Raw genomic sequence first — 24953 nt, 5'->3', positions numbered from 1 at the left:
GTAATATATCAGTCTTTACATGCCTGTTTCGCTTTTTCACGTATTTTCTCCAGAAAAGACCTGGCACTCTCCTTTGATGCCTGAGATCTCAGTAAAAAAGGCACACTGTCAACAACGGCTTCCAAGTGCTGATCGGTCAAATTTGCCAAGTTATGGTAAAACTTACTCACTCGACCGCTTTCCAAATCCTGTTTGACTGATGCGACCAGCAAATCTCTGAATTTTGCCAAGACTTCATCACTACCTATCAGAGGGTGGTGCGGATCAAAGCTATCCACCTGGGCATCCTCACTGAGCAGATTCGACAATCGGTCTTTGACCGGTTGATATTCCGCAAGACTTTCAACCATTTTGAGAGATGCTCCCTCGTCCCGGGAGAAGGTTGCCAGGCCCAGATTCCCTGCACCTTCAAAATCTACCGGATAACATGAACTCGACTTTAGAGTCTGTATAAAACGATAATTCGGTCAGCTTTTTATAGTGAAGCAAGCCGAAATCAGTGAACTGTTTTTCCAAGTTCGTTATTACTTCCGTTTTTTGCCTAAAAGCCTTTAGTTATGCTGCTTCTGAATTATCCGGTATTAACTGGTCGATCAGATCGCGAAAATTGAACTCATATTTTTGCTTATATCTGTTCCAGCCCTTGCGAATAGAGAACCTCGGAATAATTCCTGAAAGAGCAATTTTCATCATGCCTGCAGTGGTTGTATCCGGGCTTCTCCAGGGTATCCGAGAAATATTCAGACATGCCTGATTTTTACAAACGGTTAATAACTGCAATAATGCATAGCCTGCCATTTTCAAATGCATCCATCGAAGCAGTGTTCGCAATTTCTGCTGCCATAAATGGCAACAGCCAAAAGCATGTTTGAGTTGGTGAAACATTGGCTCTACCGGCCATCTCCGGGAATAGGCACGAAGCACCTCCAGTCCCTCAAGTTCCGGATTGGTCGAGATGAATATTCTGCTTTCGGTCAGACCTTTGTCATTTTCAAAGCGACTCCAGACGACGCGTACTTCACGACCTTTAAGGAATCTGGCGCGACAGATCAGGGTACGATAACGTATTTTGCGAAATTTGCCGTACATCCATACTGTTGCTTTTTCTTCCGGCAGTTTCTTAACCTGTTCTGTCGTCATCTTGATGCCGTACTTTTTTGGGCGCCCTCGCTTCTTTACGGTGGGTGCTGGCGGCAAAGCATAGAGGGCCCGATTTGAAGGTATCTGACCAACAACTTCTATGTTCATTTCCAGAGCTGGCTTTATCAGTGTCCAGTTCATATACCAGCAATCGGTTAGCAGGCGTAGCACTCGATCCTTCACTTCATTGCGTACCACCCTGAGCATGGCCACGGCAATTTTCAGTTTGCTGGTGTTACCTGAAGCTGGTGTCGGAAATGAGATCACCGGTATGGCGGTAAATACTTCATCTGCAGCCCGCTCAAATATGATGGCCAGGGAAACCCAACACTGCCCCCAGATGTACGTCGGCCGATTGCGTTTCTTGCTGTGTTGATGATGTGTACGACAAGCAGGGGCTTTGTCGGAAAACCGTTCGATTACCCAGTCATCAAGCCCCAGGACCACAGGTTGATTCTCAGGAGCTTTGGAGCAGACCAGACGGATCAAGTGGCGTGCCAAGTTCTTCCATTGCCACTTGCCCTGAGATAGCCAGTGGTGGTAGCTGCTCCACACACAATGAAAATCAATTGTTAACAACGCCTGTGTAACAAAGCCGTCGGCTGAAAGCATGCAACCGAACAGCAGTTCGCAGAACGTTGGTACTGCAGTTGATGATAGCGCTCCAGCAAGAAAGGTTGTATATGAAGCGAGCTCCCTGAGGATTACTTGATGATCTGAAGTGAGCATGGCAACCATCTCGAATTTCGTCATTGGGGATGGTTGCTTTTAGCAGATTATGCGCCGGAACTATTGTGCTCTTAAAACTCTAAAGTCGAGAACATGAACTTGAGTAAATAATATTTGCCAATTTAGCATCACTGTTACCAGTAATTGCATGCGCAGCAATTGCTACGCCCAGATTCTCACCGATTTTTTCAGGAACCATTGAATCACACATAATTTCCTCCAAGTTCGGCGCGATTACTTCATATTTGGCGTCTTTCACTGCAAAAGACTTCACTTCTGACAGTAGTTTAAACGTAGCCAATCCATCTTTCTGTATCGTCTGTACGACCAGGACCTCCGGAAACATCTCTGGACACGCAGTGTGAATCAAATTACCAGCCAGCATCTCATTGATTGCAGCATGCACGGAAAAGACACGCTTATCGTGGAATATTCTACTTCCATCGGTCAAATACCCACCTTGAGAGCGCCCCCCAGATTCACCGTTATACTTCTTTAGCATTCGGCTATCAATCATCCTTAACCTTTCACTGTACGGAAATTGACTCTGCCTCAAATCATCCTGGCAGTTTGATTGATACAGATGATAGAGATACAAACAGGCAGTCGTCACACCAGTAATTGTTTTAGGCTCTTTTCCAATTCCAGACTGCTATGTAACCAGCAAGTTGACTAAGGGCTGAAGAAGACTTTTGCCTCTTCGGCCAATATTATGCAAAAACTCAAAAAAGCCAAGGTAAAGGGGTAAAGCCTCTTGGGATATTCCCCTGTGAGGCCTTAGCCACGAGCGTAGAAGTGACCAAAACCCCTCCATAGTATTAACATGCACCTCGTAAATACCGTCTTTGTCATCATCACGAGCATACTCACCTTTGCCGTGACAGACCGTTTTATGTCTGAAGCCCCAGCTTTCAAGGTCATCATAGATGTTGTATTCATCGGTATAAATCTGGCTCTGTGGGGCTACGTGTTTCTTGATAAATGGTTCGATTGTCGCCTTCTTAACGTTCGACAGCATGTTGATAATGACCTGACCTCCCCTTTGAATCATTCCCAATACCGGCGGTTTGTCTTTTTCAAGAGTCCCACGGCCCGGAGCGCCTTTAAGCCTTCTTTTTCTCGGTGGACGATCCAGATTTTTTTAATGCTTCAGGGTGTCCCTTGTGACCAGCTACAATGTAGACCTCGTCGAATTCAACTTCGCCATCAAGAATCACTTCAGGCTTTCGGTCAACAACACCATTTCGTAAGACTGTGGTCATATGGTGTGCATCACTGACACACAGATCAAGTTCCTGAGCTATCTGGCTGTTGGAGACGTTCAGCCCCATTAAATAGAGACAGGCAATCCAGACTTTGAGTGGTCGGTGGTGTCCTGCGAAAACCGTATTTGTCAGGTCATCGAAGTAGCGCTTACAGGACTTACAGTAATAGTGCTGGCACTCTACCTGCACATTGTCGTGTCCATTCTTTTTGACATTCTCAGAATCACAGTGCGGACAGAGAACAGTGCCATCTGGCCAGCGGTTCTCACGGATCATCTCAAAGCAGGTGTCATTACTGATGAGATCTGAGATTCGGCCTATATTCATGGTCAATGCTGGCGATGGCTAATTATATCCACCAAGGATAGTTCAGCAGTTCGGAATTCGAAAAGAGCCTTGTTTTATAATCTAATCGCAGTCGCCATACGGGTGCTTCAACGGAGCTGCCTCCAATTGCTCCCTGAGAAAAAAATGTATCATGATGCCTGGATGAACTCTTTACATTCCGTTGCAAAAACCGACCAGATCGCCTTAATAGCTCTCCTCCAAAACGTTGGCAAGACTTTCCAGCACTGCAGCCAATAGCCAGCATAATATCCTCCTGGAATCTATCCTTCGTAACATAACTGCTAGCTATGATAAATAAGCTGGAAATGCTATCCACTGACAAAACAGTCAACTTTGCTGACTATTTCCACATTCATTTTTCTTAGCAAATGATTAGCTACTTAACGACTGACCAATATCCCGATTTGAGCAGGAAAGCAGTGAGAACAATGACATCACTAGCAACTGTGATAATCTTGGCAGGTTGTCACTCAATTAATTCCCGCTCATGCCAATAAATATCATTCGCCGTACATATGACCTTTCAAGCTGTTGCTTCACTCCAGAGATGGATCCCCTGCTGGCCAGAATTTACAGTGCCCGGGGCGTAAAAACTCAGGATGATCTTCCTCGCCAGCTTCAACAGTTAAGCGACTACCGGCAACTGAAGGATATCGATAAAGCCGCTGACATTCTGGCAGAGGCCATTATCAACCAGCGACGCCTATTAATCGTTGGAGACTTCGACTGTGATGGTGCCACCAGCAGTGCGCTCGGTGTTCTGGCCCTGAGAAGCATGGGGGGTCATGCTGAGTTTCTGGTACCCAATCGTTTTGAGTATGGCTATGGTTTGACCCCAGAAATTGTTGCAGCCGCTCTTCCCTTTCAACCCGATGTTTTAATCACCGTTGATAATGGTATCTCCAGCCTCGCCGGGGTACTGGCAGCAAAGAAAAGAGGCATGAAAGTTGTGGTTACCGATCATCACCTGGCGGGTCGCGAACTGCCTGAAGCCGATGCGATTGTTAACCCTAATCAACCAGACTGCCATTTTCCCGGCAAAAATACCGCCGGAGTTGGCGTTATTTTCTATCTGATGTGTGCCTTGAGAACCCTGTTGCGGTCGCGGGGTTATTTTCAAGAAAGAAAAGAGCCTAACCTGGCCGAACTTCTCGACCTTGTGGCGCTCGGCACTGTGGCTGATGTGGTCAAGCTGGACAGCAATAACCGCATACTGGTATCCCAGGGGCTTGCCCGCATCCGCTCCGGCCGTTGCCGACCGGGCATTACCGCACTGATCGATATTTCCGGCAGAAATGCTGGAAAACTGGTAGCGTCAGACCTCGGCTTTGCCCTGGGCCCGAGACTCAATGCGGCCGGACGCCTTGATGATATGTCTATCGGTATCGAACTACTCCTTTGCGAAGATATCCATCGCGCTCGCGAGCTGGCCTTTGAACTGGACGGGCTGAACCGCGACCGGAAAGCCATTGAGGGCAGTATGCAAAGTCAGGCGATGGCAGAGCTGGAGAAAATCCGGTTTGATCAGCAAACAGAGCTGCCATGGGGCGTCAGTCTATTTCAGGCAAGTTGGCACCAGGGCGTGGTTGGCATTCTGGCTTCACGGGTAAAAGAGAAGCTTAATCGTCCGGTTATCGCTTTTGCTGAAGCTGATAACCTTGGGGGAGAGCCTGAACTCAAAGGTTCTGCCAGGTCGATTCAGGGACTGCACATGCGTGATGCACTGGACAACATCGCCAGAGAGAACCCGGGGCTTATTATTAAATTTGGTGGACACGCCATGGCAGCGGGGTTATCCATACAAAAATCGAAATTCAGCGCATTTAAAGATGCTTTTGACCTTGAAGTCAGAAAAGTATTGACCGCTGATGACCTTCAGGCAGAAGTGCATACTGATGGTGAACTGATGCCTGGTCAGGTAACCATGGCAACTGCATATACCCTTCGTGAGGGAGGGCCATGGGGACAAAGTTTTCCTGAGCCCTGCTTTGATGGCCAATTCCAACTTTTACAGCAGAAGCTGGTGGGAGGGAAGCACCTCAAGATGGTACTCAGAATACCCGGCAGTGAGGTCTGGCTGGATGCTATTTCCTTTAATATTGATAACCGGGTGTGGCCTAATCCCAATATTCGTCAGATCAAGGCGGTCTATAAACTCGATATCAATGAATTTCGTGGTCAGAACAATCTGCAGCTAATGGTTGAACATTTTGAACCAGTTTAAGAAATCGTGTGCCACTTTTGACTGCTCCCGGAACTTTGTATTCAAAGTACATGTCCGAGTAAATGGCCCCCAACGATGGTATTGAGGCTAAAGGTGATCAGACAAACAATATTACTGCCATTAATGATGATTATCTCCCTTTTCCTGCTGATTTCGGGAGTGACGCAACCGATGATGACCATAAAGGCAAATCTTGATCGTCAGGCAATGCTTGATGAGGGAAAACATATCATTAAGCAGCAGAACCTTCATCCTGCCATGGCTAACCTGGCAGCCCAATTCCTGGATAGTCTGGAGGTTAAAGGTAAATCCACTGTTTATGAAAAGAAGCGTTCCATTCTTGGTACTGCTGAGGATCTATGGAAAAGTGACTATTACTTTGTGGCATTTCTGATTGTCACTTTCAGTCTGATTATACCTTTCACTAAGCTGGGGTGCTTGTTGCTGGCTAATTTTGTAAAGAGGAATCATAACCTGCTTAGACTGAACAGCATCTTAAGTAAATGGTCAATGGCTGATGTTTTTGCCATTGGTGTATTCATCGCCTTTCTGGCGGCAAATGCCACGACTACTGAAAATATCGACTCGTCACAAATTGTGCAATTTGATGCAACACTCCACTCTGGCTTCTATTGGTTCGTCGCTTATTGTCTGGTCAGTAACTTGATGGAAAAACTGGGAGTCAATCAACCGGAGGCTACACCAGCCCCATGATTTTCTTTTCAAAAAGCTCAAGCTGTTCAAGCGCTCTTTCTTCACGGAGATCCAGTAGCCTGACCCCTAAGCCGAGAAGCCTGACCGGACGTCTCCCCCGTTCCCAGGCTCTAACCAGCAGCTGAGTAAAATGTTCCTTAACATTTTCACCGGTTGTTGGCAGGCTTTCCTCAAGTGTGGTTTGGGTAAAATCCGCAAACTTCACCTTGACAAAATGCTTATGCACTTCGTATTCCTTTTCAATCCGTTGGTAACGATCCTGAAGCTCTGCCAGCAAAGGAATAATCTGTGCGGTAATATCTTCGAGCCCCACCAGATCTTGATCATAAGTACGTTCAACAGAAAGTGATTTCCTGCGTCGACTAGTTTGCACTTCACGATCATCCTGCCCTCGGGAAAGCTCCCACAATCGTTCACCAAAACTCCCAAACCAGCGACTTAACTCAAGAATGGAATACTGGCGTAACTGCCCACAGGTTTTGATGCCTTTTCTGTGCAGTTTCTCAGCGGTAACCCGACCTACCCCATGAATTTTTTTCACGGGCAGATCGAAAACAAAATCATCCACCTGTTCCGGAGTGATCACAAAAAGGCCATTGGGTTTATTCCAGTCACTGGCAATCTTGGCCAGAAACTTATTAGTAGCAACGCCGGCAGATACAGTGACATGCAATTGTTGAAAAATTTTCTGCCGGATTTCCTCAGCAATCAGGGTGGCACTGCCTCGACAAAGATCAGTCCCGGTAACGTCCAGATAAGCCTCATCCAGGGACAAAGGTTCAATTAAATCAGTATATTGCCGGAATATAGCATGAGCTTCAGAAGAAGCTTCACGATAAACGGAAAAACGCGGAGGTATGATTTTCAGTTCCGGACAGAGCCTCATCGCCTGCGCTGAGGACATGGCTGAGTGCACGCCAAACCGACGCGCTTCATAGCTGCAGGTAGCAATCACCCCTCTACGATCAGCAGCCCCCCCGACAGCAACAGGCCTTCCTGACAACTTCGGATTATCACGTATTTCAATACTGGCAAAGAAGGCGTCAAAATCAATATGTATGATTTTTCTCTGAATCACTTTTTGCTGAAGGCTGGCATTACTGTCCATCATGTTCCAAATAGCTCCGGGATAAAAACTGTATATACATACAGACCGATTTTGGCAAGTACTTCATTACCAGGTCTTTAGTGCCCAGAAAAATATCTTGTTGCAGCAGCCAAATTTTCTTTTAGATACTGCTGCCACTATTAACTATCTGTTTGAAGCTGTGCTCAAAGCGATCGCCACCATCTCGATAGCTTTCAACACCGTTTCCTGTAGCTCGGGAATAACTGGTTCATGCAAATCACAATTTTCAACACGCCTATTATCAGTCAGGCTTTTTCTCTGCTGGCAAAACTGTTTCTCAAGGTTATGGGCTGGAGGATTCAGGGTAGAGCCCCACGCTTGGCCAAGTATGTGCTTGTTGGTGCTCCCCATACCAGTAACTGGGACTTTGTCTATGGCATGGCGATTGGCCTTGCTACCGGTATACAGTGTTATTGGGTGGGCAAACACACCCTGTTTTGGGGGCCGTTCAACTGGGTTATGCGCTGGATGGGTGGGATTCCACTGGATCGGAATGACAGGTGCAGAAGAGAAAGTTTGGTGGAACAGGCGGTGTGCACCTTCAAGCAACACAAAAAAATGGGCCTGGTCATATGCCCTGAAGGTACTCGAGCACGTGGAAACCGGTGGCACACTGGCTTCTACCATATGGCAAAAAATGCTGGTATTCCTATTGTGCTTGCCTTTCTGGATTTCAGATGCAGAACGGGAGGATTTGGACCGGTTATCGAGCCCGGGGATAATATCGAAAAAGACCTTTCAGAAATACAAGCCTTTTACTCAGATATTTATGGCAAACATCCGGAATGTTTCAGCCCGGTATCACCCAGATGAATCTTTAACAGAAATGTTACTGCCGTGTACTTGAGCAGCAATTCGATCGTACAGGGTTACAGGAGGTCTTTTTATGCCCTCAGCCCAATCATCAAATGTTTGCCAAAAATAGTGCTGTGCACTTAGCTTGACTGAAAAGTTTGCCGGTCCATCTATAAAAAACTCAACATTTCTGGAGCTATTACATTTAAAATCATTATAAATAAATGGTGAAAGCAAAGTTCCTACAGCCAGTCCGCCCAAAATGACGTGAAAAGGTTCCACAACCGCAACCATGACCCCACAACCGACAACATATCGACACACAAGGTCTGTAACCCGGTTATAAATAAGATTACTCAGCTTGTTCGCTGGGGTAATAGTATATTCAAAAAATGACTTGGTATTTTCCCCTCCCGAAAGACAGTCAACTGCCTTCATGAAGGGCGCATAAATACAAAAGCCGAAAACACCACCCAACAGAGCAGATGGAAGCGCAAAAACAACATGGCCAAAGATGCTACCGATAAGTTGTCCGGTCTGAGCAACTGCAACAAGAGAATTGATAGCAACTGTCTTGAGCGTATTCCATCCCGGCCTCTTTTCCCGGTCTTCCCTTAATTCAGCCAGTTTAAGAGCCTTTGACTCTACATCATCAAGATACTCTCTAGTGTATTTACCTTGGTCAACCGCAACCGGAAGTGAAGAAAAATTGACTGCACCAGTCATTCAGAGCCCTTATTTCAATGGAAACTATTGTTTATGACTGCCCCACCAGAGAATAGTTCCATTATATAAAATTGATTTGCTTATACTTTCATAAACACCTGAAATAAACACGGGATCTCTGGCGAGCCACCGGGTTTATTTAATTGACCAATCAAACAGATAATGGCAAGCTCAGAAAATGGACTACACAATAATAATTGCTGACGACCACCCCTTATTCCGGACTGCACTCAAGTCCTCTGTTAGTCTCGCGCTTAACGATCCGATGATCTGCGAGGCTGGCTCAATTGCTGAACTGCAGACACTTCTGGAAAACAATTCCTCACCGGATCTGATCTTACTGGATCTGCATATGCCCGGTGCACATGGACTTTCCGGGTTGATATTTCTCAGAGGGCAGTATCCGGATGTACCTGTTGTCGTTGTTTCAGCATCTGATGACTTGCAGATCATACAGAAAACCAAAAAACATGGAGCCAATGGTTTTATTCCAAAGTCTACGTCACTGGATGACCTCAAAACAGCCATTATAAATGTTCTGAATGGAGAAAACTGGTGGCCGGAAAACTTCCAACCTGTCGAATCTCAGGAAAGCAGTGATATGGAAGCCAGACTGGCAACCCTGACACCTCAGCAATTCAGGGTTCTGGGAATGATCAGTGAAGGCATGCTGAATAAACAGATTGCTTACGACCTGAATGTATCTGAAGCCACGATCAAGGCGCATGTGACGGCCATTTTCAAAAAGCTGGGAGTCAGAAGCAGGACTCAGGCAGTAATCGCCATTAAAGCACTGGAAATTGAGATACCCGGCCAGAACACACAAGATCAGGAAAACCCGGACTAAACGGTCTCTGCCTTGTATTTTTCAACTTCATAACATGATCACTACCAGCTCCGTTCGGCTGGACGGTGCCAGTGGCCACTTTGCACCGCTGAATTATCCTGCCATTGCTGACTTCCAGTATACAAAAGCCCTGGTGGAAGCCGCAGAGCAAAGCGGCCTCACCTATCGGACTGGCATGACTGCCTCCAGCGACACCTTCTACCCCGGCCAAGAGGAACGCTATGACACGTTTATCCGGCGAGCAAGAAAAGAGCTACAGGGTTCTATGAAAGAGTGGCAATCCATGGGGGTACTGAACTATGAAATGGAGTCAGCAACGCTGCTGACACAGGGGTTATCGATTAAACAAAGCCAAATTAAAGGCATTTTTCTCACCCAGGTTAATACCAAAGTCTAATACCAGAAATCCCCATAAATCCTACACTGGGAACACTTCAATAAATATGTCCATCGTCGTTTTATCGAGTAATTACTCAACCTGAACAGTATAAAAAGAACCGCCCTGAGTCATTTTGAACTAAATAATAATAACAAAACCAAGGGAAGTGATATGTCTGACTCCTCCGTTTATCCAGTAAAGCCTGCTGTTCTTGAGAACACTCTGGTTAATAACGACCAGTATCTGGAAATGTACCAGCAATCGATCATAAACCCTGAGGGCTTCTGGCGCGAACACGGTCAACGAATCGACTGGTTCCAGCCTTTCTCCAAAGTGAGAAAAGTCTCTTTTGATGACCACTTCGTAAGTATCAACTGGTTTTATGATGGTACTACCAATGCTTCCCATAACTGCCTTGACCGGCACCTGAAAGAAAGAGGTGATCAGTTGGCCATTGTGTGGGAACCGGATGATGAAGGTGAAGCAAGAAAGGTGACCTATCGGGAACTGCATGATCTTGTGTGCCGCTTTGCCAACGCTTTGAAGAGTCAGGGGGTTCGCAAAGGTGATGTCGTAGCGATTTATATGCCCATGGTCATCGAAGCTACCGTTGCCATGCTGGCCTGTAGCCGTATAGGGGCAATTCACTCTGTGGTGTTTGGTGGATTCTCACCGGAAGCACTGGCAGGAAGAATCATTGACTCCAGAGCAAAGATTGTCGTTACTGCCGATGAAGGGGTTCGAGGCGGGCGAACAGTGCCTCTCAAAAACAATGTCGATGAAGCACTGACACACCCCGACACACATACCATTGAGAAAGTCATTGTACTCAAGCACACTGGGGCTGATATTGCCTGGCACCGTCACCGTGATGTCTGGTGGCAGGAGTTAACCGCACTCACTTCACCACACTGCGAAGCCAGGGAGATGAATGCCGAGGATCCACTTTTTATCCTCTATACATCAGGCTCCACCGGAAAACCAAAAGGCGTCATGCATACCACGGGCGGCTATTTGGTATACGCTTCCATGACCCATCAATATGTATTTGACTATAAACCCGGCGAAGTATTCTGGTGTAATGCAGACGTTGGCTGGATCACCGGGCACTCATACGTTACCTATGGCCCATTATTGAATGGTGCAACGATTGTGATGCATGAGGGCTTGCCTAACTATCCAGAAACCAATCGCATCAGCAAAATCATCGATAAACACGGCGTGAATATTCTTTACATTGCACCAACGGCTATTCGCGCTTTAATGGCAGAAGGCGATGCTGCAGTCAAAGATACTCATCGTAATTCATTGCGGCTATTGGGCTCTGTAGGTGAACCGATAAACCCTGAAGCCTGGAACTGGTACTACTCAACGATTGGAGATGAGCGCTGCCCTATAGTCGACACCTGGTGGCAGACCGAAACCGGTGCTGCAATGCTGACTCCACTTCCAGGAGCCACAGATCTTAAACCGGGTTCAGCAACGCGGCCTTTCTTTGGTATACAGCCTGCCCTGGTGGATAACATGGGGCGCCTTATCCATGGCTCTGGAGAAGGCAATCTTGTCATCCTGGATAGCTGGCCCGGACAAGCCAGAACCGTTTACGGGGATCATGAACGGTTTGTACAGACCTACTTCTCATCTTTTAAAGGCATGTATACAACAGGTGATGGTGCTCGAAGGGATGACGATGGCTATTACTGGATCACCGGTCGCGTGGATGATGTCATCAATGTTTCGGGCCATCGTATGGGCACCGCAGAAATAGAATCAGCAATGGTAGCCCATCAGCAGGTAGCAGAAGCCGCAGTTGTTGGTTTCCCGCACGATATGAAAGGCCAGGGAATCTATGTTTATGTCACACTTAACAGTGGAATAGAGACCAGTGAAGAGCTGAAAAAGAAGCTGAAGGATTGGGTGAGAAAAGAAATTGGGCCAATTGCTACCCCGGATATTATTCAGTGGGCTCCGGGGTTACCTAAAACCCGGTCAGGAAAAATCATGAGGCGAATTCTCCGTAAAATAGCCGCTGACGAGTACGAAAATCTTGGTGATACTTCGACACTGGCAGACCCTGAAGTGGTGAATCAGTTGATTGCCAATAAGGCGGTAGCCAGCTAAACCCCAATCATTTTGAAAACCGGAGCTTTATTCGAGCTTCGGTTGTTTTCTGACTCTTAAAATTTCTTCTTCATCAATAAGGGAATCTTTTACCCACAATCGGTCTGCAATGGTCATCGGGCACTGATTGATTCGAGCAGTAAATTCATTAATTGCATGCAAAAGGTCTTCTGCTGTCGCATAGCAGTGATGATAGGTTACGTCTTCACGCAACCAGCGCCAAAGAGCCTCTACCGGCATAAAGTCCGGGCTGTAGGAAGGCATTTGGATAATATTGATGTCCAGTCGTTTACCCGCTTCCTGTACTAATTTGGCTGTATGCCAGGAGGCACCATCCCAGATTAGATCAATCGCCCCCACCGGCTTTTCCTGACGAATACGCTCAAGCACATTCACAGCATGCTCTTTTCGGCCACTTGGGTAAGGCCAGATCCTGACCTGTCCATCATTAAAGTAGTAAACCCCATAAAAGCTGATCTTGGCAGACAGTCCTGGTGAGTCGGAACTTACCCAAAAGCGCTTACCCTTGCGTGACCAGCCATAGCTGACATCAGTATCCTGATGGATATGAGCTTCATCAATATACACCAGAAGACGTTCCTGCCGAGTTGCCTTCTCCAGCAGAGGCTTTAGCTGCTCAAGAAATGAGGCTCGTCGGGCCGAATCGGCCTTGTTCAGTAGTTTTTTGGCTTTTTTCCATGAGTAACCCTGATGCTTCAAGGCAAGTCGAAGAGTCTCACGACTGAAACGGGTAGCGAATGTTTTGTAACACCAGTCTGCGAGTGTTTTCAGGGTCCACCTGACAAAGTTGTGAGGGCGTTCCTGTGAAGCGGCCTGTTCAAGAGCCCGGTCTATAACCCCTGCAACTGCTCCGCTAATCACTCGACAAAAGGGGGGCGGCCACCTGTACGGCGATACACTATAGAGTCTGGACCATTGCGGTTGTATTTGTTAATCCATCCGGTCACCGTATCATGACGACGCCCCAATCCCCTGGCAACTGCCACGGGGGAGCAACCTGTGACCACCTGGTACAACGCAGCGAAACGTTCCCGGGTTCTGGTATGGGAAGCCTGAATAGATTGTGCCAGAAGGCATTCCGGAGTTTGGTTCCACTCCGCGTAGTGGACTTTCAGCAAAAAATGGTACCGATAAAAAATACGTCATTTTACCGATAGATTTTTATCTGTCAGTTAGGATATGTCGAACTGAAACCTGTGAGAACCGGAAAGATGCGGTTCTCTAACTGGTCGGGGTTTAGTAAATGTCAATTGTCGTGCAGTATTCCTTCCTTACCAATACTGCACGCGTTTTACCTTCCACCTGTTCACGAAGGTAATCCTTGACATTATAACCAGCGTCCCTATAATTCGCTTCTCTTTCGACGCGGGATGGAGCAGTCTGGTAGCTCGTCGGGCTCATAACCCGAAGGTCGTTGGTTCGAATCCAGCTCCCGCAACCAACTTTTAAGCAGTTGATGTTTCTTTACCTTGAAAGGATCAGCTGAACAGTTTTGTCGCGGGATGGAGCAGTCTGGTAGCTCGTCGGGCTCATAACCCGAAGGTCGTTGGTTCGAATCCGGCTCCCGCAACCACTTTTAAAGCAGTTGATTTTTTTTATCTCGAAAGGATCAGCTGAACAGTTTTGTCGCGGGATGGAGCAGTCTGGTAGCTCGTCGGGCTCATAACCCGAAGGTCGTTGGTTCGAATCCGGCTCCCGCAACCACTTTTAAAGCAGTTGATGTTTCTTTACCTCGAAATGATCAGCTGAACAGTTTTGTCGCGGGATGGAGCAGTCTGGTAGCTCGTCGGGCTCATAACCCGAAGGTCGTTGGTTCGAATCCGGCTCCCGCAACCACTTTATATCATTCTTACCAGCTTCATAAATTCCCGCCATGCAACCTGTCACACTTTCTACAACAATCAAAAGAGCGCTTGTTGTTGAAGGTAGTCGTATGCGTGGAATTTTCACTGCTGGCATTCTGGACGCTTTTCTTGATAATCTCCATTGAAACCACTGAATACCTCCAAAGGAACAAGACACAGAAATCATCTTGTTTCTGACTATCACAATGGCTATTCCATTGGCTGCTCGGTTGCTGAGCAACTCGCATAAGAATCCACTTTAACCCATTATCAAATTTCTCTCACCAACCTTAACTATCTGCTAGATTAAAGATCTATCGTTATAAGTGCCTGCTCAAACATCTTAATGCGAACTGAAAACGACGATAAATAATCCTGTTATTCACTTTTTCTCATTATGTAGTGTGACTTTACGCAGAAAGCCAATATGCAGAAGCTTTATCTCTCAGTTATAAATACCCGCCAAAGATCATTTATGACCTTTAGCTGCAGACACTTCACATTAACCTGATAATCCCACCTTCTAATGAGGGTCTACCATGCCAAGACAGGTTCTCATCCCAATTGCCGATGGCTCCGAAGACATTGAAGTTGTGACGATCATAGATACACTCAGAAGAGCAGGTGCACAAGTCACTATTGCCAGCTGTCACCCTGATGGAAAACAGACCATCACCGCCTCACAGAAAACACAGATCACTGCCGATGTGCACGTAGAAGCCTGCACAGGCAAACAGTTTCATCTGATCGCCCTTCCCGGCGGCATGCCCGGAGCCGACAGCCTTAAGAACAACAAAACGCTAACAACGCTATTGCATGATCAGCAAAAAGCGGGGAAATGGTATGCTGCCATTTGCGCCTCCCCTGCGGTAGTTCTTGCTCATCATGGTTTACTGGATAACGTCCACGCAACATGCCATCCCAGCTTTATGGATCAGATGGAGGGCGCTCTGGCACACCCGGAAAACACCACTGTAGTTGATGAAAAAAAAAGGGTTATAACAGCCCAGGGCCCGGGCAATGCCATGGGATTTTCATTTAAATTAGTTGATGCACTCTATGGAAAAGATGCTTTCCGGCCGATAGCCAAGCAGATGATTGCAGACTGGGCCTTGTAACCCTTTACAGTAAATACCCCAATCGCATCAGCGATGTTATTTGAACATAGTTGTACAAATGCGTATAAAATACATATAAGGGTTTTCCGAAGCTTCGAGAAAACCCGGTGCAATAACCCACGAGGTATGAAAAATGGAAAGCTTTATTCTAATTGTGGCCAGCATTTTTGCACTGTATTACCTGAGTCAAAAGCAGGACGTAATGGCAAACAAGATGTTTGGTTACGAATTCAATCGTTTTGAGCGGATTTACCACAACACCACCTACTCTTGCCAGGATTCCACCATCGTCAGAAAGCAACTAACCAGCGGAATGCCCCTGCCCTTCATTCCATCAACCAGCTACTCAGTAAGAGCGTTATGCCTTACTGAAGACAAGCATTGGTTCTGGTTTGATGCCTCCATAAGTCGCATGAAACTGGATCGAACCAGCATCACACCAACCGATGCCAAAGAAGCATTTAATGCTTTGAAGGACGATCCTGAAGTTCTTCATCGCTACTTCTCAAACCATGATCAGCAGTCAGCATAGCTGACTGCCAATCTGAACCTTCTTGAGCAATATTAAGCCAAAAGATTGATCCTGCTCAAAACAACCAGATTGATATTTCCCTCTCCTGGATGAATGCCGCCAAAACATCATTATTTACGTCTCAACCTCTGATTGCCGAAGGTCTTTACGCAAAATTTTGCCAACAGGCGTCATTGGCAATTCATTACGGAATTCACACACTTTTGGCACTTTATATGCTGTCAAATAATCACGACACCAGCTTAGTAACTCATCGGATGTAAGACTTTCATCTGACTTGATAACGAATAATTTAACTTTCTCCCCAGAACTCTCATCGGGAACACCGATGGCTGCGCAATTTGCAACCTTGGGATGACCGGAAACAACATCCTCAATTTCATTCGGATATACATTAAAACCGGAAACCAGAATCATGTCCTTGATTCGATCAACAATCCTGACGAATCCATCTTCCTGGATCACGGCGACATCACCGGTCTTTAGCCAACCATCCTTTCCAAGCACTTCGGCAGTAGCTTCAGCTCGCTGCCAGTATCCGGACATAACCTGCGGCCCCCTGACACAAAGCTCACCGGGCTCACCTAATGCGGTCTCGTTACCACCCTCGTCTATGGTTTTCAGCTCAGTAGAGGGTATTGGCAGGCCCGCAGTGCCAGGCTGTGACAAATCACCAGCTGGATTCATACAAACGGCAGGAGAACACTCCGTTAACCCATAAGCTTCAGAAATAATACAGCCGGTCTCTTTACGCCACTTTTGGGCTGTTGCTTCTTGCAGCGCAGTCCCACCGGATAACGTTAATTTTAAACCTGAAAGATCACACTCTTTAAATTTTGGATGGTTCAACAAACTGGCAAACAAGGTATTCAGACCAACAAAGCCCGTAAAACGCCATGGTTTAATGAACTTAATAAATGTACCTGTGTCTCTCGGGTTAGCTATCAGAATACTGTGATTCCCCATAAACGGCATACACATTAAATGTACTGTGAAAGCATATATATTAGGACTTACGCATTGACAACAGGCTCTAAAATTTGATAATGCCAAAAAACAGATGTCTTCAGGGATGAAAGTGAGAACTACCACTCGACCGACCACTGCACGATGCACTCTTGCAAAATACATTGGCTTTTTGATTAGTGAGCCAAAATCATCAACATGCACAAGACTGGCCGAGGTTACCGACTTTTCTCACGATAGCGCAAACCGCTTTCTTAAGCGTGAAAACTATCAGCCCAAAGATATGTACGATGAAGCAGTCAAAAGTTTAAACCCTATTGGCGGCACCCTGAGCGTTGATGACAGCGTGCTCGACAAACCTTATAGCTACTCCGTGGCACTGGTTGGCCACTTTTGGTCGGGTAAACATCACCGAGTGGTTAAGGGAGTTAACCTCATCACCCTTTATTACACCGACGTATCCGGGCGCCATATGCCGGTGAATTACAGGATATACGACAAATCGGAAGACAAGACAAAAAACGACTACTTCCGTGAAATGTTGATTGAAGTGCTGGTATGGGGGCTGAAGCCAGCGTTCGTTACCGGTGACTCCTGGTACAGCTGCACGACTAACCTGAAGACGATTAAAAACCATCAGACTGGGTTTATGTTTGCCGTTGAGAAAAACAGGACAGTATCACTGGAAAAAGGTAAATGGCAGCAGGTTCAACACCTCGACATCCCCGACAATGGTCTGGATGTATGGCTCAAAGACTTCGGTAAGATCCGGTTGTTCAGGACGATGCTAAAAGACCAGCGTCGCCACTACGTGGTTTACTTGCCAGAGGAAGTCCCTTTTGAACGCAATGACTTCAAGCAGATCCATGACCAGCACTGGCAGATCGAACAGTTTCACAGGGCGATCAAGCAGGTTTGCCATATTGAGCACTTTCAGGTTCGCAGCGAACGACCCGTCAGAAACCATATATTTGCTGCAATTTTAGCTTTTGTTTATCTCCAGAAAATGCAGATAGAGCAGGAGTTTACGAATATTTATCAGCACCAACGGGGGCTGTTTAAAGAGACAATAGGCGCTTTCATTGAGAGTTTTGCAAAGGGGAAGGATCACCTCCTACCAAAATTTATCGGTGTCATCAATGCGTAAGTCCTATATATGATAAAGAGGCAAAGGCGCTATAAGAATTTCCTGTCCCGTTTTCAGGATTTTCTGCCCCATCTCATTTACTTGAGATAGCATTTCTTTGGACTGAAGCATATTTGCTATCAAATTCCTGTTAGTCAAAATGGCTCCTTTGGCAACCCCGGTAGTACCGCCTGTATATTGAAGCACAACCGGATCAGAAAGCTTTCCCTCTGGAACTGGCTGATAATCAGAAGCTTTTGCAGTTCTGAAAGTGTCAAGCAGTGGAACCGCTCTGGGCAAGGAATACCGGGGCACCATCTTCTTGACATATTTGACCAGAAAATTAACAACCTGCCGTTTGGGGGCTGGAACCATATCAGCCAGCTGGGTCACAAAAAGGTGCTTTATATCTGTCTCGCCAACCACCTCTTCAACGAGATGACCAAAGTTTTCAAGAAACACTAACGCCTTTGCTCCTGAATCCTTAAACTGGTGCAACATTTCCCGGGCAGTATAAAGCGGGTTGGTATTCACAATAACTAACCCTGCCCTCAACGCTCCATAAACGACAATCGGGTACTGTAGAAGATTGGGCATCTGAATGGCAATTCGATCGCCCGGTTTCAAATCAGTATCTCTTTGGATATATGCTGCAAACTGCTGACTATAAAGATCTATGTCGGCATAGGTCAGTGTATGGCCGATGCCCGTAAACGCGGCGCATGAACTATTCTCATTTAAAAAAGCATTGATCACAGATAACGCACTGGAATACTCATCAGGGTTAACTGCATTAGCCACCCCTGCAGGCCTTTTTCCATTCCAGAATGGTGCATCCATAGCACTGAGCCTCTTAATTTATGGTTATTGTTGTAAGGTCTATTCAGCCTTTCAGACAATTTTACCCAACATTTTATCGACTGGCATCTAGTATGTGGCGAATTTGCCGAATATATATCATGTATCTCTGGCAATGACGTTTTTTTTACCTTAATCTATTTTTAGGACTCAATTTGCACAGGTAGTCAGAGCCCGTAAAGACACCAGTAATAACTACGGACAGAATCAACAGGATGTTGACCATAAAACCGTTAATGAACCCGGTCAGACCATTTTCTGCTGCAGCGTGGCAGGAGGTAGCTTATGACTGAATATTACCTGAAAATACTCTCCGGTAATCATATTGGTGCCGAGATCCCCATTGAGCCGGGCAGGTACACCTTAGGAAAAGATGATGGTTGTGACCTGATTTTAACAGACGACAACCTGAATGCTATCGAGTTCATTATTGAGATTTCTAATGATGGCCAGATCAGAATTCAGTCAGGCACAGCGGATATTCCATTATATCTGAATGGTGAGCCGATTGGGTCAAGTATTCAGTATCGCCACTTTGATGTTGTTACTTCAAACGGTCTTTTCATAGCTATTGGTCCTGCTGACGCAGAGTGGCCGTCTCTTGCACTGCCGAACGTAGCCAATACCCCAACACCACAGAATCTGCCTGTCAATGAGGAGCAGCACCTATCTCCTCAAGCAGATGAGCCTGATCTATCTGCATCTGACTTTGACCAGGATCTACCAGATAAAGAAGATGAGGATAAAGAAGACGATTTAGATGACACATCCTTTATAACAAGTATTGATAAGAAATGGCTTGCAGCTATTCCAGTCGTACTGGTGCTCTTGATAGTCAGCATCAGTCTTATTATTTCCAATACGGATAACAAAGAACAAGGAGTAACGCGCATCCCCGGAGCTCTCGAAGTCTCAACAAAAGCCAAAGAACAGCTTGGACTTAAAGAGGTTAAGTTCAAACTACTGCCCGACAAATCATTACTCGCTTCGGGTTATACACAAACGCTTCAAGATAAACTGGAACTTCAAAAATTTCTCAGAAAACAGGGCATCCCTTTTAATTCGCAAGTCATTGTTATGAATGAAATGCGTGATAATGCTGAAATGCTCTTAAGAACCCAAGGCTATGATAACCTCGAACTCGAGCTGGATAATACTCCCGGATCTCTGGTGTTAACCGGATATGTTTCAACTTCTGATGAACTTGATAGCATTATCAATATGCTCAAACAGGAGATTTATGGACTTATTTCGGTTGTGGATCAGGTTGAAAACCAGATTGATCGCGTCAACACCCTCAAATCCATGCTTCGGGAAAAAGGTCTGGTACCAAGAATTCACGTTGTCGTCCGGGATCAAACGGTGATTCTGAAAGGACATCTACTGGATGAAGGACAAGTTTATGACCTTCAAACGGTAGTATCAAAGTTTCAGAAAAAATACGGCAATAAACCATCCATTGAACTAGCCACCAAGTACGCAGGAGGTACGCTAACCGAAAGTCAATCATCTTTATCATTGAATATACGTGGTATCAGTATGGGCAAGGTGCCTTACGTGATACTGATAGATGGTTCCAAGTACCTGATAGGGGCAAAACTTTCTAACGGGTATATAATTGAAGATATCAATCTTGAGTATCTTTTACTAACTAACGGAACTGATAAAATCAAATACCGTCTTGGAGGGAACCGTGACGGACAAATCAAAAAATGAAGAAAATATTCTTCTATCAACCACTGAAGAACAGTTGATCCAAGATAAGGATGGCTCTTATCGCGATCAAATCCTTAATCACTTGCTATCTGAAGCCACTCGCCTGAAAGGATTAAAAGATAAAGGTGCAGCTCCGGAAGATTTTTCAAAAATCGACAGTCTGCTAACCGCTGTAGTTGCGGCTATGGAGGTCGTTGATAAGAGCTGGAAACAGCATCACGGTCAATCAAAAGCCTGAGAGGGAACTCAGCCATGGCATACCAGGATACCTACAACCCGAATTACAACCAGCCAGGAAGCTCAGGTTTCAGCTTTGACAAAGTATCTGAAACATTTGGAAGCCAGGCAGAAGCACTTGATGCAGCACTGAAAACCCGTGTCGCTAATATGGATCCTAATAGCACCAAGGACATGGTTGAGTTTCAGGTAGAGTTCAACAAATACATGATTGTTGAAGGTCTTCGTTCAAGTATCGTCAAATCAATCAAGGATACGATACAAAGTATTATTCAGAAGCTCTAAACCAATTCTATGAATGGAGATAGTCAGCAATGATTGATGACAAGCTTTTAAAAGCTCTGGCAGATATTGGCTTTATGGCCAGCGGAACAGGACTTCCAAAACATGCTTTTGGGATTTTTAATGGCATTGAAACTGCTAGACCAGATAGTCCACTCAGCACCATTGGCTTTGCCCTTGAGTTCATGAATCGAAAGCGTCACCAGGAAGCTATTGACCTGTTGCACAAGGAAGGTCTGGCAAAACACCCTGAAGACCCTACGATCAAGGCTTTTCTGGGATTAGCTTTAATGTTCGAAGGGCGTAATAAAGAAAGTGAAGACTATCTGAAACCTCTACTCTCTTCAACAGAAGCAGAGCCCGCTGAGATGGCCAGGGAACTTCTTTCCAACATCCACGGCCAATAGCTTATTCCGGAAGCTTATCTCTTAAAGCTTCCGGGAAGTTTTTCCCCGGCACAGCCCTTTCAATCAGCCATTGTTTTACTACCGCCGTAAGAAACGTTAAAAAACGCTCCATTTGCTGAGAGTTTTCAGCCATATTCTGCACCAGGCGAACAGACTTGCTTAACGTATCAACTGAAAAATAATTATCAGAAATAACTCTTCCAGTTCGACTGAGACAAGAACCACTCAATCCCCTCTTGTCTCCAACTTCGCGCCTGCACTCTGTAATTGAGCCAGATAGCAAATTTTTCACCAACTCGCCTGATAGCTCTGCCACAGGCTCAAACCATTCCGGCTCAACCCAACGTTGAATCTCTTCCCCCCCTTGACATATTCGAGTAATCACTCTGCCAAAATAGTCTTTGAGGCGGCTACCTGAGAATGACTGAAAGCCTTGAAATGTCCATAAGTTGACTTTCTGCTGCCAAAATAACTGCTGATCGACGCGCTGCAAGTGACAAACCGACATTCCTTTACAATCTTGCAAAAGCTTGCTCCACTCACCATGATGATTCACGACGACCCTGAACGTAGCATCAAGTCCTCTTTCAAAAGCGCTGGCATATTGACCACAAAGAGAGAGTTTGATGTTCGATAAAGAGTCATTGTCAGCGGTCCGAATCCAATTATTGATCACCAGATTTTCTTCTAACGACGGTATCTCGATCAACTCACCATTAACCAACTGGAATGAGCAATCTTTATAACGATTAAAATGAAACAGCTCAAAAATATCCGGAAGAGACGTTTGTATAAAACTGTTATCTGCGCCACAGAATGCGCTCTGTGGGTCATTAACTTCAGACTCAAACGCTTTTATGACACTTGGACAGAAAGCAGCTTTGACATCCACAATAAATGGTATGCCATTTCGGGTTATTACATTCCTGTTGTGAACATCCCCCAATCCCAACAGAATTGATACTCCAGCAATAACACCCAAGCGCTGGTAATAATTGTTAACTTGCTGTTCATCCAATATTGCATGGCAATCTTTATCGACAAACTCACAAAAGCCGTAGGAACCATCAAAAGATCCACAAAATATCCTGATAGTCGCCAACCCTGGCTGTTCACCAAGCCATTGGTTGAGCTTGCCAGCAATATTATTATTGTCTGCTGTATACCCAATAATCCGGTGCTCAATGGCTAAATCCCTGTTTTTGTAAACCAATCGCTCCCCATTATCAAAATTTAAAATTGCAATCATGCAAGAAGAGGTACTTAACGGATAATCAAGGTATGTAATTCTCTGTGCCGGCTGCTGCCAAATATCAGAAAACAATCGATTAATATCATTAATATCCCGGTAAAAACGAGCAATTAATTTTTTCAAATCTTTCAGTGCACGGATAACCCATAAGCGATTCAAGCGATACCACAAAGGGAATTCAGCACTTAGAAATAGTAGCCCGCCCTGTTCTGTTACAGAATCAAGCACATCGGTGTATTGCATGGAATCATTCATCTCACCGACCCAGGCAATCGCCTGCAATAGCTGCTCATCCAGCTTTGACGCAAATGGTTTTAGCAGACTCGCCCGATACTCCGGATTTTCTAGCTGATTATGGTGACCAACCAGCTGCAAATCCAGCCAGCAAAGCAAAGGCTCCAGAAGTCTGAAACGATGAGGTTCCGCACAATCAAGGTACTGCATCACCTCAGCTGGCAGTCTTTGCTCTTCAGGCCACCACCTTTTTTGATTGCTAGCCGACTTCAATGACGGTTCACCGGTATGGGTCAGCACTTGATATTTACACATCCACATAATATTCAATAGAAGTGCCGGTTCCTGAGGAAACCTCTCCTTCAGGTCCATCAAAAGGCAACCGGATAAACAAAGACGGGCTATCTGGTCAATCAAGTCAGTTTTTAAGAATAAATCCATTTCAGCATAGTGAACAAACTGCTCGGATCTCAGCAACAATCTTACCCCTCGATCCGTTGTCTGAAGAAGCTGGTCATCTTCTAACTGACTGGCAGGATAATGCTCAAAAATTCGATGATAAGGAAGTCCGACAGGTCTTCTTTTTAATCGGGAAATCTGATCAGCCTCTTTATTCAGACCGCTGACCAACTGATGATATTCATCTACAATGGCTTCCCATCGATAATGCTCAAATACTCTCTGCTTTCCCCGCTCTCCCATGCGCAACAGTAGCTCAGGTTCCTGAATCAGCTGATGAATTTTTTCTGAACATTGACTCAAATTAACCGCAGTCCCCTGCGCTTGCAGAAAATGGGCATGGTCTGTCAATAATGAACCAAGAGGCCGGACAAGATCATCCAAATCTGTCGATACCGTTTCAACCAAAAAGCCACTGACCCCATCCTCAACCAGCTCCGAATAACCATTCCAGTCTGATAAAACAACAGCCTTTCCATGAGCCATTGATTCGATTGGTACGATTCCAAAACTTTCCTGAATATTATCCGAAAGTGTCAGAACCATATCACAGGCGGACAACCATTGATGCTTAATGTCATCTTCAATTTCCAGCTCAAAGCGAATACAGCCTTCAAGGTTTAAATCATAGGCTTGCTTTAACAGAGACTGCACAGCCGGGCTACCCGCATCTCCTGCACCAGCGATGATCCACTTTATATTTCGGTGTCCATAGCCCTCCATCAGATCATTCATGACCAACAATACTGGATGGAGGTCCATTTTCTTTGCCGCAGAAATACGGCCAAGGGTTAAAATAACAAAAGATTCCTGATCAACACCCAATAAGCTCCTGGCTTCCTCCTTACTGACTGAATGGCATTCATCAGGTTCTATACCCAAAGGCAGCTTCAATACACTCCCTTTATAAGGTATAGCCACACCAATATGATCTGAAATACTTGAGCTTGCAGCAGACAACAGACGCATCATCACTTTTTTCTGCGCCTCACTGCTGCATAAGATTGCGTCACAACGTTTTAGCGGTGACAGCAAAAGATCTCGGGTATTTGACATATTTGAGTCTGTGCTCAATGTATGCGCCCGACCAGTGACAGGAAATGGTTCCAGGCAGTAAGCATCACGAAGCGCTGCAATACGGGCAACCCAAGGGTCTCCCTGATGAAAAACCTCATACCTGACCGTGGAGAAATACTGATTTAATTCATGAGCTGGTAAAAAATGGATGGCTTTATCGCTGCCGTAATACTTAAGAAAAGATTCCCAGCCTGATTTCAACTCCGGCAATAGCGACTGTGGGGAAAATATATGTATCTCTTTGAATCGGCTATAACGGATGATTGCTTTCAGAAATCCGTCATTCGCACGCCGGAGTCCGTTGAAATAGGCAGCTTCAGTACTGGCAACCAGGCAACCAAATACGGAAGAACGAGTGGCTTGTTGCTTTTTTGAAGGCATATCGAACAATTCTAATCATTGACATA

The 24953-nt window shown here is 45.6% G+C and carries 24 protein-coding genes and 4 tRNA genes; 17 read left to right on the top strand and 11 right to left on the bottom strand.

What is annotated here, in order from left to right; genetic code table 11:
- Positions 1–8: 8 nt before the first annotated feature.
- The 5 genes from MJO57_RS13410 to MJO57_RS13390 all read right to left on the bottom strand — a co-directional run bounded on the left by MJO57_RS13410 (position 9) and on the right by MJO57_RS13390 (position 3461).
- Positions 9–278, bottom strand: a complete 270-nt coding sequence (locus MJO57_RS13410; protein ID WP_252025963.1) for a hypothetical protein — start codon at positions 276–278, stop codon at positions 9–11.
- A 277-nt stretch (positions 279–555) separates the two neighbouring features.
- Positions 556–1893, bottom strand: coding sequence for a transposase (locus MJO57_RS13405; RefSeq protein WP_252017304.1), 1338 nt, complete (start codon positions 1891–1893; stop codon positions 556–558).
- A 55-nt stretch (positions 1894–1948) separates the two neighbouring features.
- Positions 1949–2386, bottom strand: a complete 438-nt coding sequence (locus tag MJO57_RS13400; protein WP_252025961.1) for a hypothetical protein — start codon at positions 2384–2386, stop codon at positions 1949–1951.
- A 135-nt stretch (positions 2387–2521) separates the two neighbouring features.
- Positions 2522–3004, bottom strand: coding sequence for an IS1595 family transposase (locus MJO57_RS13395; protein ID WP_252026893.1), 483 nt, complete (start codon positions 3002–3004; stop codon positions 2522–2524).
- On the bottom strand, positions 2973–3461 hold the full coding sequence (locus MJO57_RS13390; protein WP_252018121.1) for a transposase: 489 nt from the start codon (positions 3459–3461) through the stop codon (positions 2973–2975). The genes MJO57_RS13395 and MJO57_RS13390 overlap by 32 nt, the downstream gene beginning before the upstream one ends.
- A 568-nt stretch (positions 3462–4029) precedes the next feature.
- Between MJO57_RS13390 and recJ the strand changes: the two genes are divergently transcribed.
- Positions 4030–5706 (top strand): single-stranded-DNA-specific exonuclease RecJ, encoded by a 1677-nt coding sequence (gene recJ / locus MJO57_RS13385; protein ID WP_252025959.1) that lies wholly within the window; start codon positions 4030–4032, stop codon positions 5704–5706.
- 93 nt (positions 5707–5799) lie between these two features.
- Positions 5800–6420: a paraquat-inducible protein A gene (locus MJO57_RS13380; RefSeq protein ID WP_252025957.1), complete on the top strand. Its 621-nt coding sequence runs from the start codon at positions 5800–5802 to the stop codon at positions 6418–6420.
- On the opposite strand, the gene dinB is transcribed toward MJO57_RS13380, so the two are convergent.
- On the bottom strand, positions 6404–7531 hold the full coding sequence (gene dinB, locus MJO57_RS13375) for a DNA polymerase IV (protein WP_252025955.1): 1128 nt from the start codon (positions 7529–7531) through the stop codon (positions 6404–6406). The two genes, MJO57_RS13380 and dinB, sit on opposite strands and share 17 nt — an antisense overlap.
- 228 nt (positions 7532–7759) lie before the next feature.
- On the opposite strand from dinB, the gene MJO57_RS13370 reads away from it, so the two are divergent.
- The gene (locus tag MJO57_RS13370) at positions 7760–8362 is read left to right on the top strand and encodes a lysophospholipid acyltransferase family protein (protein ID WP_252025945.1); all 603 of its coding nucleotides are present in this window, start codon (positions 7760–7762) and stop codon (positions 8360–8362) included.
- Here the strand turns inward: MJO57_RS13370 and MJO57_RS13365 are convergent.
- Positions 8351–9070 (bottom strand): hypothetical protein, encoded by a 720-nt coding sequence (locus tag MJO57_RS13365; RefSeq protein WP_252025943.1) that lies wholly within the window; start codon positions 9068–9070, stop codon positions 8351–8353. The genes MJO57_RS13370 and MJO57_RS13365 overlap by 12 nt on opposite strands.
- Before the next feature lie 178 nt (positions 9071–9248).
- Here MJO57_RS13365 and MJO57_RS13360 point away from each other — a divergent pair, with 178 nt between their 5' ends.
- From MJO57_RS13360 to acs, 3 genes are all read left to right on the top strand, one after another.
- Positions 9249–9917, top strand: a complete 669-nt coding sequence (locus MJO57_RS13360; protein WP_252025941.1) for a response regulator transcription factor — start codon at positions 9249–9251, stop codon at positions 9915–9917.
- 34 nt (positions 9918–9951) lie between these two features.
- Positions 9952–10314, top strand: coding sequence for a hypothetical protein (locus tag MJO57_RS13355; RefSeq protein WP_371924836.1), 363 nt, complete (start codon positions 9952–9954; stop codon positions 10312–10314).
- Between the two features lie 153 nt (positions 10315–10467).
- Positions 10468–12417: an acetate--CoA ligase gene (gene acs, locus MJO57_RS13350; RefSeq protein ID WP_252025939.1), complete on the top strand. Its 1950-nt coding sequence runs from the start codon at positions 10468–10470 to the stop codon at positions 12415–12417.
- A gap of 27 nt (positions 12418–12444) precedes the next feature.
- On the opposite strand, the gene MJO57_RS13345 is transcribed toward acs, so the two are convergent.
- Complete coding sequence (locus MJO57_RS13345) at positions 12445–13299, bottom strand: IS630 family transposase (RefSeq protein WP_252025937.1); 855 nt, start codon at positions 13297–13299, stop codon at positions 12445–12447.
- A gap of 503 nt (positions 13300–13802) precedes the next feature.
- Here MJO57_RS13345 and MJO57_RS13340 point away from each other — a divergent pair.
- The 6 genes from MJO57_RS13340 to MJO57_RS13315 all read left to right on the top strand — a co-directional run bounded on the left by MJO57_RS13340 (position 13803) and on the right by MJO57_RS13315 (position 15932).
- Positions 13803–13879: transfer RNA gene (locus MJO57_RS13340), tRNA-Met, on the top strand.
- 55 nt (positions 13880–13934) lie between these two features.
- Positions 13935–14011, top strand: a tRNA-Met gene (locus tag MJO57_RS13335).
- Positions 14012–14065: 54 nt separating this feature from the next.
- A tRNA-Met gene (locus MJO57_RS13330) sits at positions 14066–14142 on the top strand.
- A 55-nt stretch (positions 14143–14197) separates the two neighbouring features.
- Positions 14198–14274 (top strand) — tRNA-Met (locus tag MJO57_RS13325).
- A gap of 547 nt (positions 14275–14821) precedes the next feature.
- A complete protein-coding gene (locus MJO57_RS13320; protein ID WP_252025935.1) occupies positions 14822–15400 on the top strand; it encodes a DJ-1 family glyoxalase III in 579 nt (192 codons plus the stop codon).
- A 133-nt stretch (positions 15401–15533) separates the two neighbouring features.
- Entirely contained in the window at positions 15534–15932 is a 399-nt protein-coding gene (locus MJO57_RS13315) for a hypothetical protein (protein WP_252025933.1), read from the top strand.
- Between the two features lie 114 nt (positions 15933–16046).
- Here the strand turns inward: MJO57_RS13315 and MJO57_RS13310 are convergent, their stop codons facing one another.
- Positions 16047–17063: an AMP-binding protein gene (locus tag MJO57_RS13310; RefSeq protein WP_305881915.1), complete on the bottom strand. Its 1017-nt coding sequence runs from the start codon at positions 17061–17063 to the stop codon at positions 16047–16049.
- On the opposite strand from MJO57_RS13310, the gene MJO57_RS13305 reads away from it, so the two are divergent.
- The gene (locus MJO57_RS13305) at positions 17011–18045 is read left to right on the top strand and encodes a transposase (RefSeq protein WP_252026884.1); all 1035 of its coding nucleotides are present in this window, start codon (positions 17011–17013) and stop codon (positions 18043–18045) included. The genes MJO57_RS13310 and MJO57_RS13305 overlap by 53 nt on opposite strands.
- Positions 18046–18048: 3 nt before the next feature.
- Here the strand turns inward: MJO57_RS13305 and MJO57_RS13300 are convergent, their stop codons facing one another.
- Complete coding sequence (locus MJO57_RS13300) at positions 18049–18864, bottom strand: AMP-binding protein (RefSeq protein ID WP_252025931.1); 816 nt, start codon at positions 18862–18864, stop codon at positions 18049–18051.
- 303 nt (positions 18865–19167) lie between these two features.
- Between MJO57_RS13300 and sctD the strand changes: the two genes are divergently transcribed.
- Genes sctD through MJO57_RS13280 form a run of 4 tightly spaced genes read left to right on the top strand, consistent with a single transcriptional unit; the run spans position 19168 to position 21524 of the window.
- Complete coding sequence (sctD, locus tag MJO57_RS13295; RefSeq protein ID WP_252025929.1) at positions 19168–20598, top strand: type III secretion system inner membrane ring subunit SctD; 1431 nt, start codon at positions 19168–19170, stop codon at positions 20596–20598.
- Positions 20576–20836, top strand: coding sequence for a hypothetical protein (locus tag MJO57_RS13290; RefSeq protein ID WP_252025927.1), 261 nt, complete (start codon positions 20576–20578; stop codon positions 20834–20836). The genes sctD and MJO57_RS13290 overlap by 23 nt, the downstream gene beginning before the upstream one ends.
- Positions 20837–20850: 14 nt before the next feature.
- Positions 20851–21120: an EscF/YscF/HrpA family type III secretion system needle major subunit gene (locus tag MJO57_RS13285; RefSeq protein ID WP_252025925.1), complete on the top strand. Its 270-nt coding sequence runs from the start codon at positions 20851–20853 to the stop codon at positions 21118–21120.
- Positions 21121–21149: 29 nt separating this feature from the next.
- The gene (locus tag MJO57_RS13280; RefSeq protein WP_252025924.1) at positions 21150–21524 is read left to right on the top strand and encodes a M48 family metallopeptidase; all 375 of its coding nucleotides are present in this window, start codon (positions 21150–21152) and stop codon (positions 21522–21524) included.
- A 1-nt stretch (position 21525) separates the two neighbouring features.
- Here MJO57_RS13280 and MJO57_RS13275 read toward each other — a convergent pair whose 3' ends face one another.
- Positions 21526–24927: a DUF4135 domain-containing protein gene (locus MJO57_RS13275; protein ID WP_252025922.1), complete on the bottom strand. Its 3402-nt coding sequence runs from the start codon at positions 24925–24927 to the stop codon at positions 21526–21528.
- Between the last annotated feature and the right edge of the window lie 26 nt (positions 24928–24953).

The organism is Endozoicomonas sp. SCSIO W0465 (genome assembly GCF_023716865.1).
In the GTDB taxonomy this organism is placed as follows: Bacteria; Pseudomonadota; Gammaproteobacteria; order Pseudomonadales; family Endozoicomonadaceae; genus Endozoicomonas.
The sequence above is the reverse complement of the archived record's forward strand: the minus strand, read 5'-3'. Positions and strand labels throughout refer to the sequence as shown.

Bases quoted from the DNA above. Each gene is read 5' to 3' on its own strand.
- MJO57_RS13285 (WP_252025925.1), top strand. From the start codon at position 20,851: ATGGCATACCAGGATACCTACAACCCGAATTACAACCAGCCAGGAAGC.
- MJO57_RS13365 (WP_252025943.1), bottom strand. From the start codon at position 9,070: ATGACTGGTGCAGTCAATTTTTCTTCACTTCCGGTTGCGGTTGACCAA.
- sctD (WP_252025929.1), top strand. From the start codon at position 19,168: ATGACTGAATATTACCTGAAAATACTCTCCGGTAATCATATTGGTGCC.
- acs (WP_252025939.1), top strand. From the start codon at position 10,468: ATGTCTGACTCCTCCGTTTATCCAGTAAAGCCTGCTGTTCTTGAGAAC.
- dinB (WP_252025955.1), bottom strand. From the start codon at position 7,531: ATGATGGACAGTAATGCCAGCCTTCAGCAAAAAGTGATTCAGAGAAAA.
- MJO57_RS13280 (WP_252025924.1), top strand. From the start codon at position 21,150: ATGATTGATGACAAGCTTTTAAAAGCTCTGGCAGATATTGGCTTTATG.
- MJO57_RS13315 (WP_252025933.1), top strand. From the start codon at position 15,534: ATGGAAAGCTTTATTCTAATTGTGGCCAGCATTTTTGCACTGTATTAC.
- recJ (WP_252025959.1), top strand. From the start codon at position 4,030: ATGGATCCCCTGCTGGCCAGAATTTACAGTGCCCGGGGCGTAAAAACT.
- MJO57_RS13360 (WP_252025941.1), top strand. From the start codon at position 9,249: ATGGACTACACAATAATAATTGCTGACGACCACCCCTTATTCCGGACT.
- MJO57_RS13355 (WP_371924836.1), top strand. From the start codon at position 9,952: ATGATCACTACCAGCTCCGTTCGGCTGGACGGTGCCAGTGGCCACTTT.
- MJO57_RS13320 (WP_252025935.1), top strand. From the start codon at position 14,822: ATGCCAAGACAGGTTCTCATCCCAATTGCCGATGGCTCCGAAGACATT.
- MJO57_RS13390 (WP_252018121.1), bottom strand. From the start codon at position 3,461: ATGAATATAGGCCGAATCTCAGATCTCATCAGTAATGACACCTGCTTT.
- MJO57_RS13405 (WP_252017304.1), bottom strand. From the start codon at position 1,893: ATGACGAAATTCGAGATGGTTGCCATGCTCACTTCAGATCATCAAGTA.
- MJO57_RS13370 (WP_252025945.1), top strand. From the start codon at position 7,760: ATGCAAATCACAATTTTCAACACGCCTATTATCAGTCAGGCTTTTTCT.
- MJO57_RS13400 (WP_252025961.1), bottom strand. From the start codon at position 2,386: ATGATTGATAGCCGAATGCTAAAGAAGTATAACGGTGAATCTGGGGGG.
- MJO57_RS13275 (WP_252025922.1), bottom strand. From the start codon at position 24,927: ATGCCTTCAAAAAAGCAACAAGCCACTCGTTCTTCCGTATTTGGTTGC.
- MJO57_RS13300 (WP_252025931.1), bottom strand. From the start codon at position 18,864: ATGGATGCACCATTCTGGAATGGAAAAAGGCCTGCAGGGGTGGCTAAT.
- MJO57_RS13310 (WP_305881915.1), bottom strand. From the start codon at position 17,063: ATGTATTTTGCAAGAGTGCATCGTGCAGTGGTCGGTCGAGTGGTAGTT.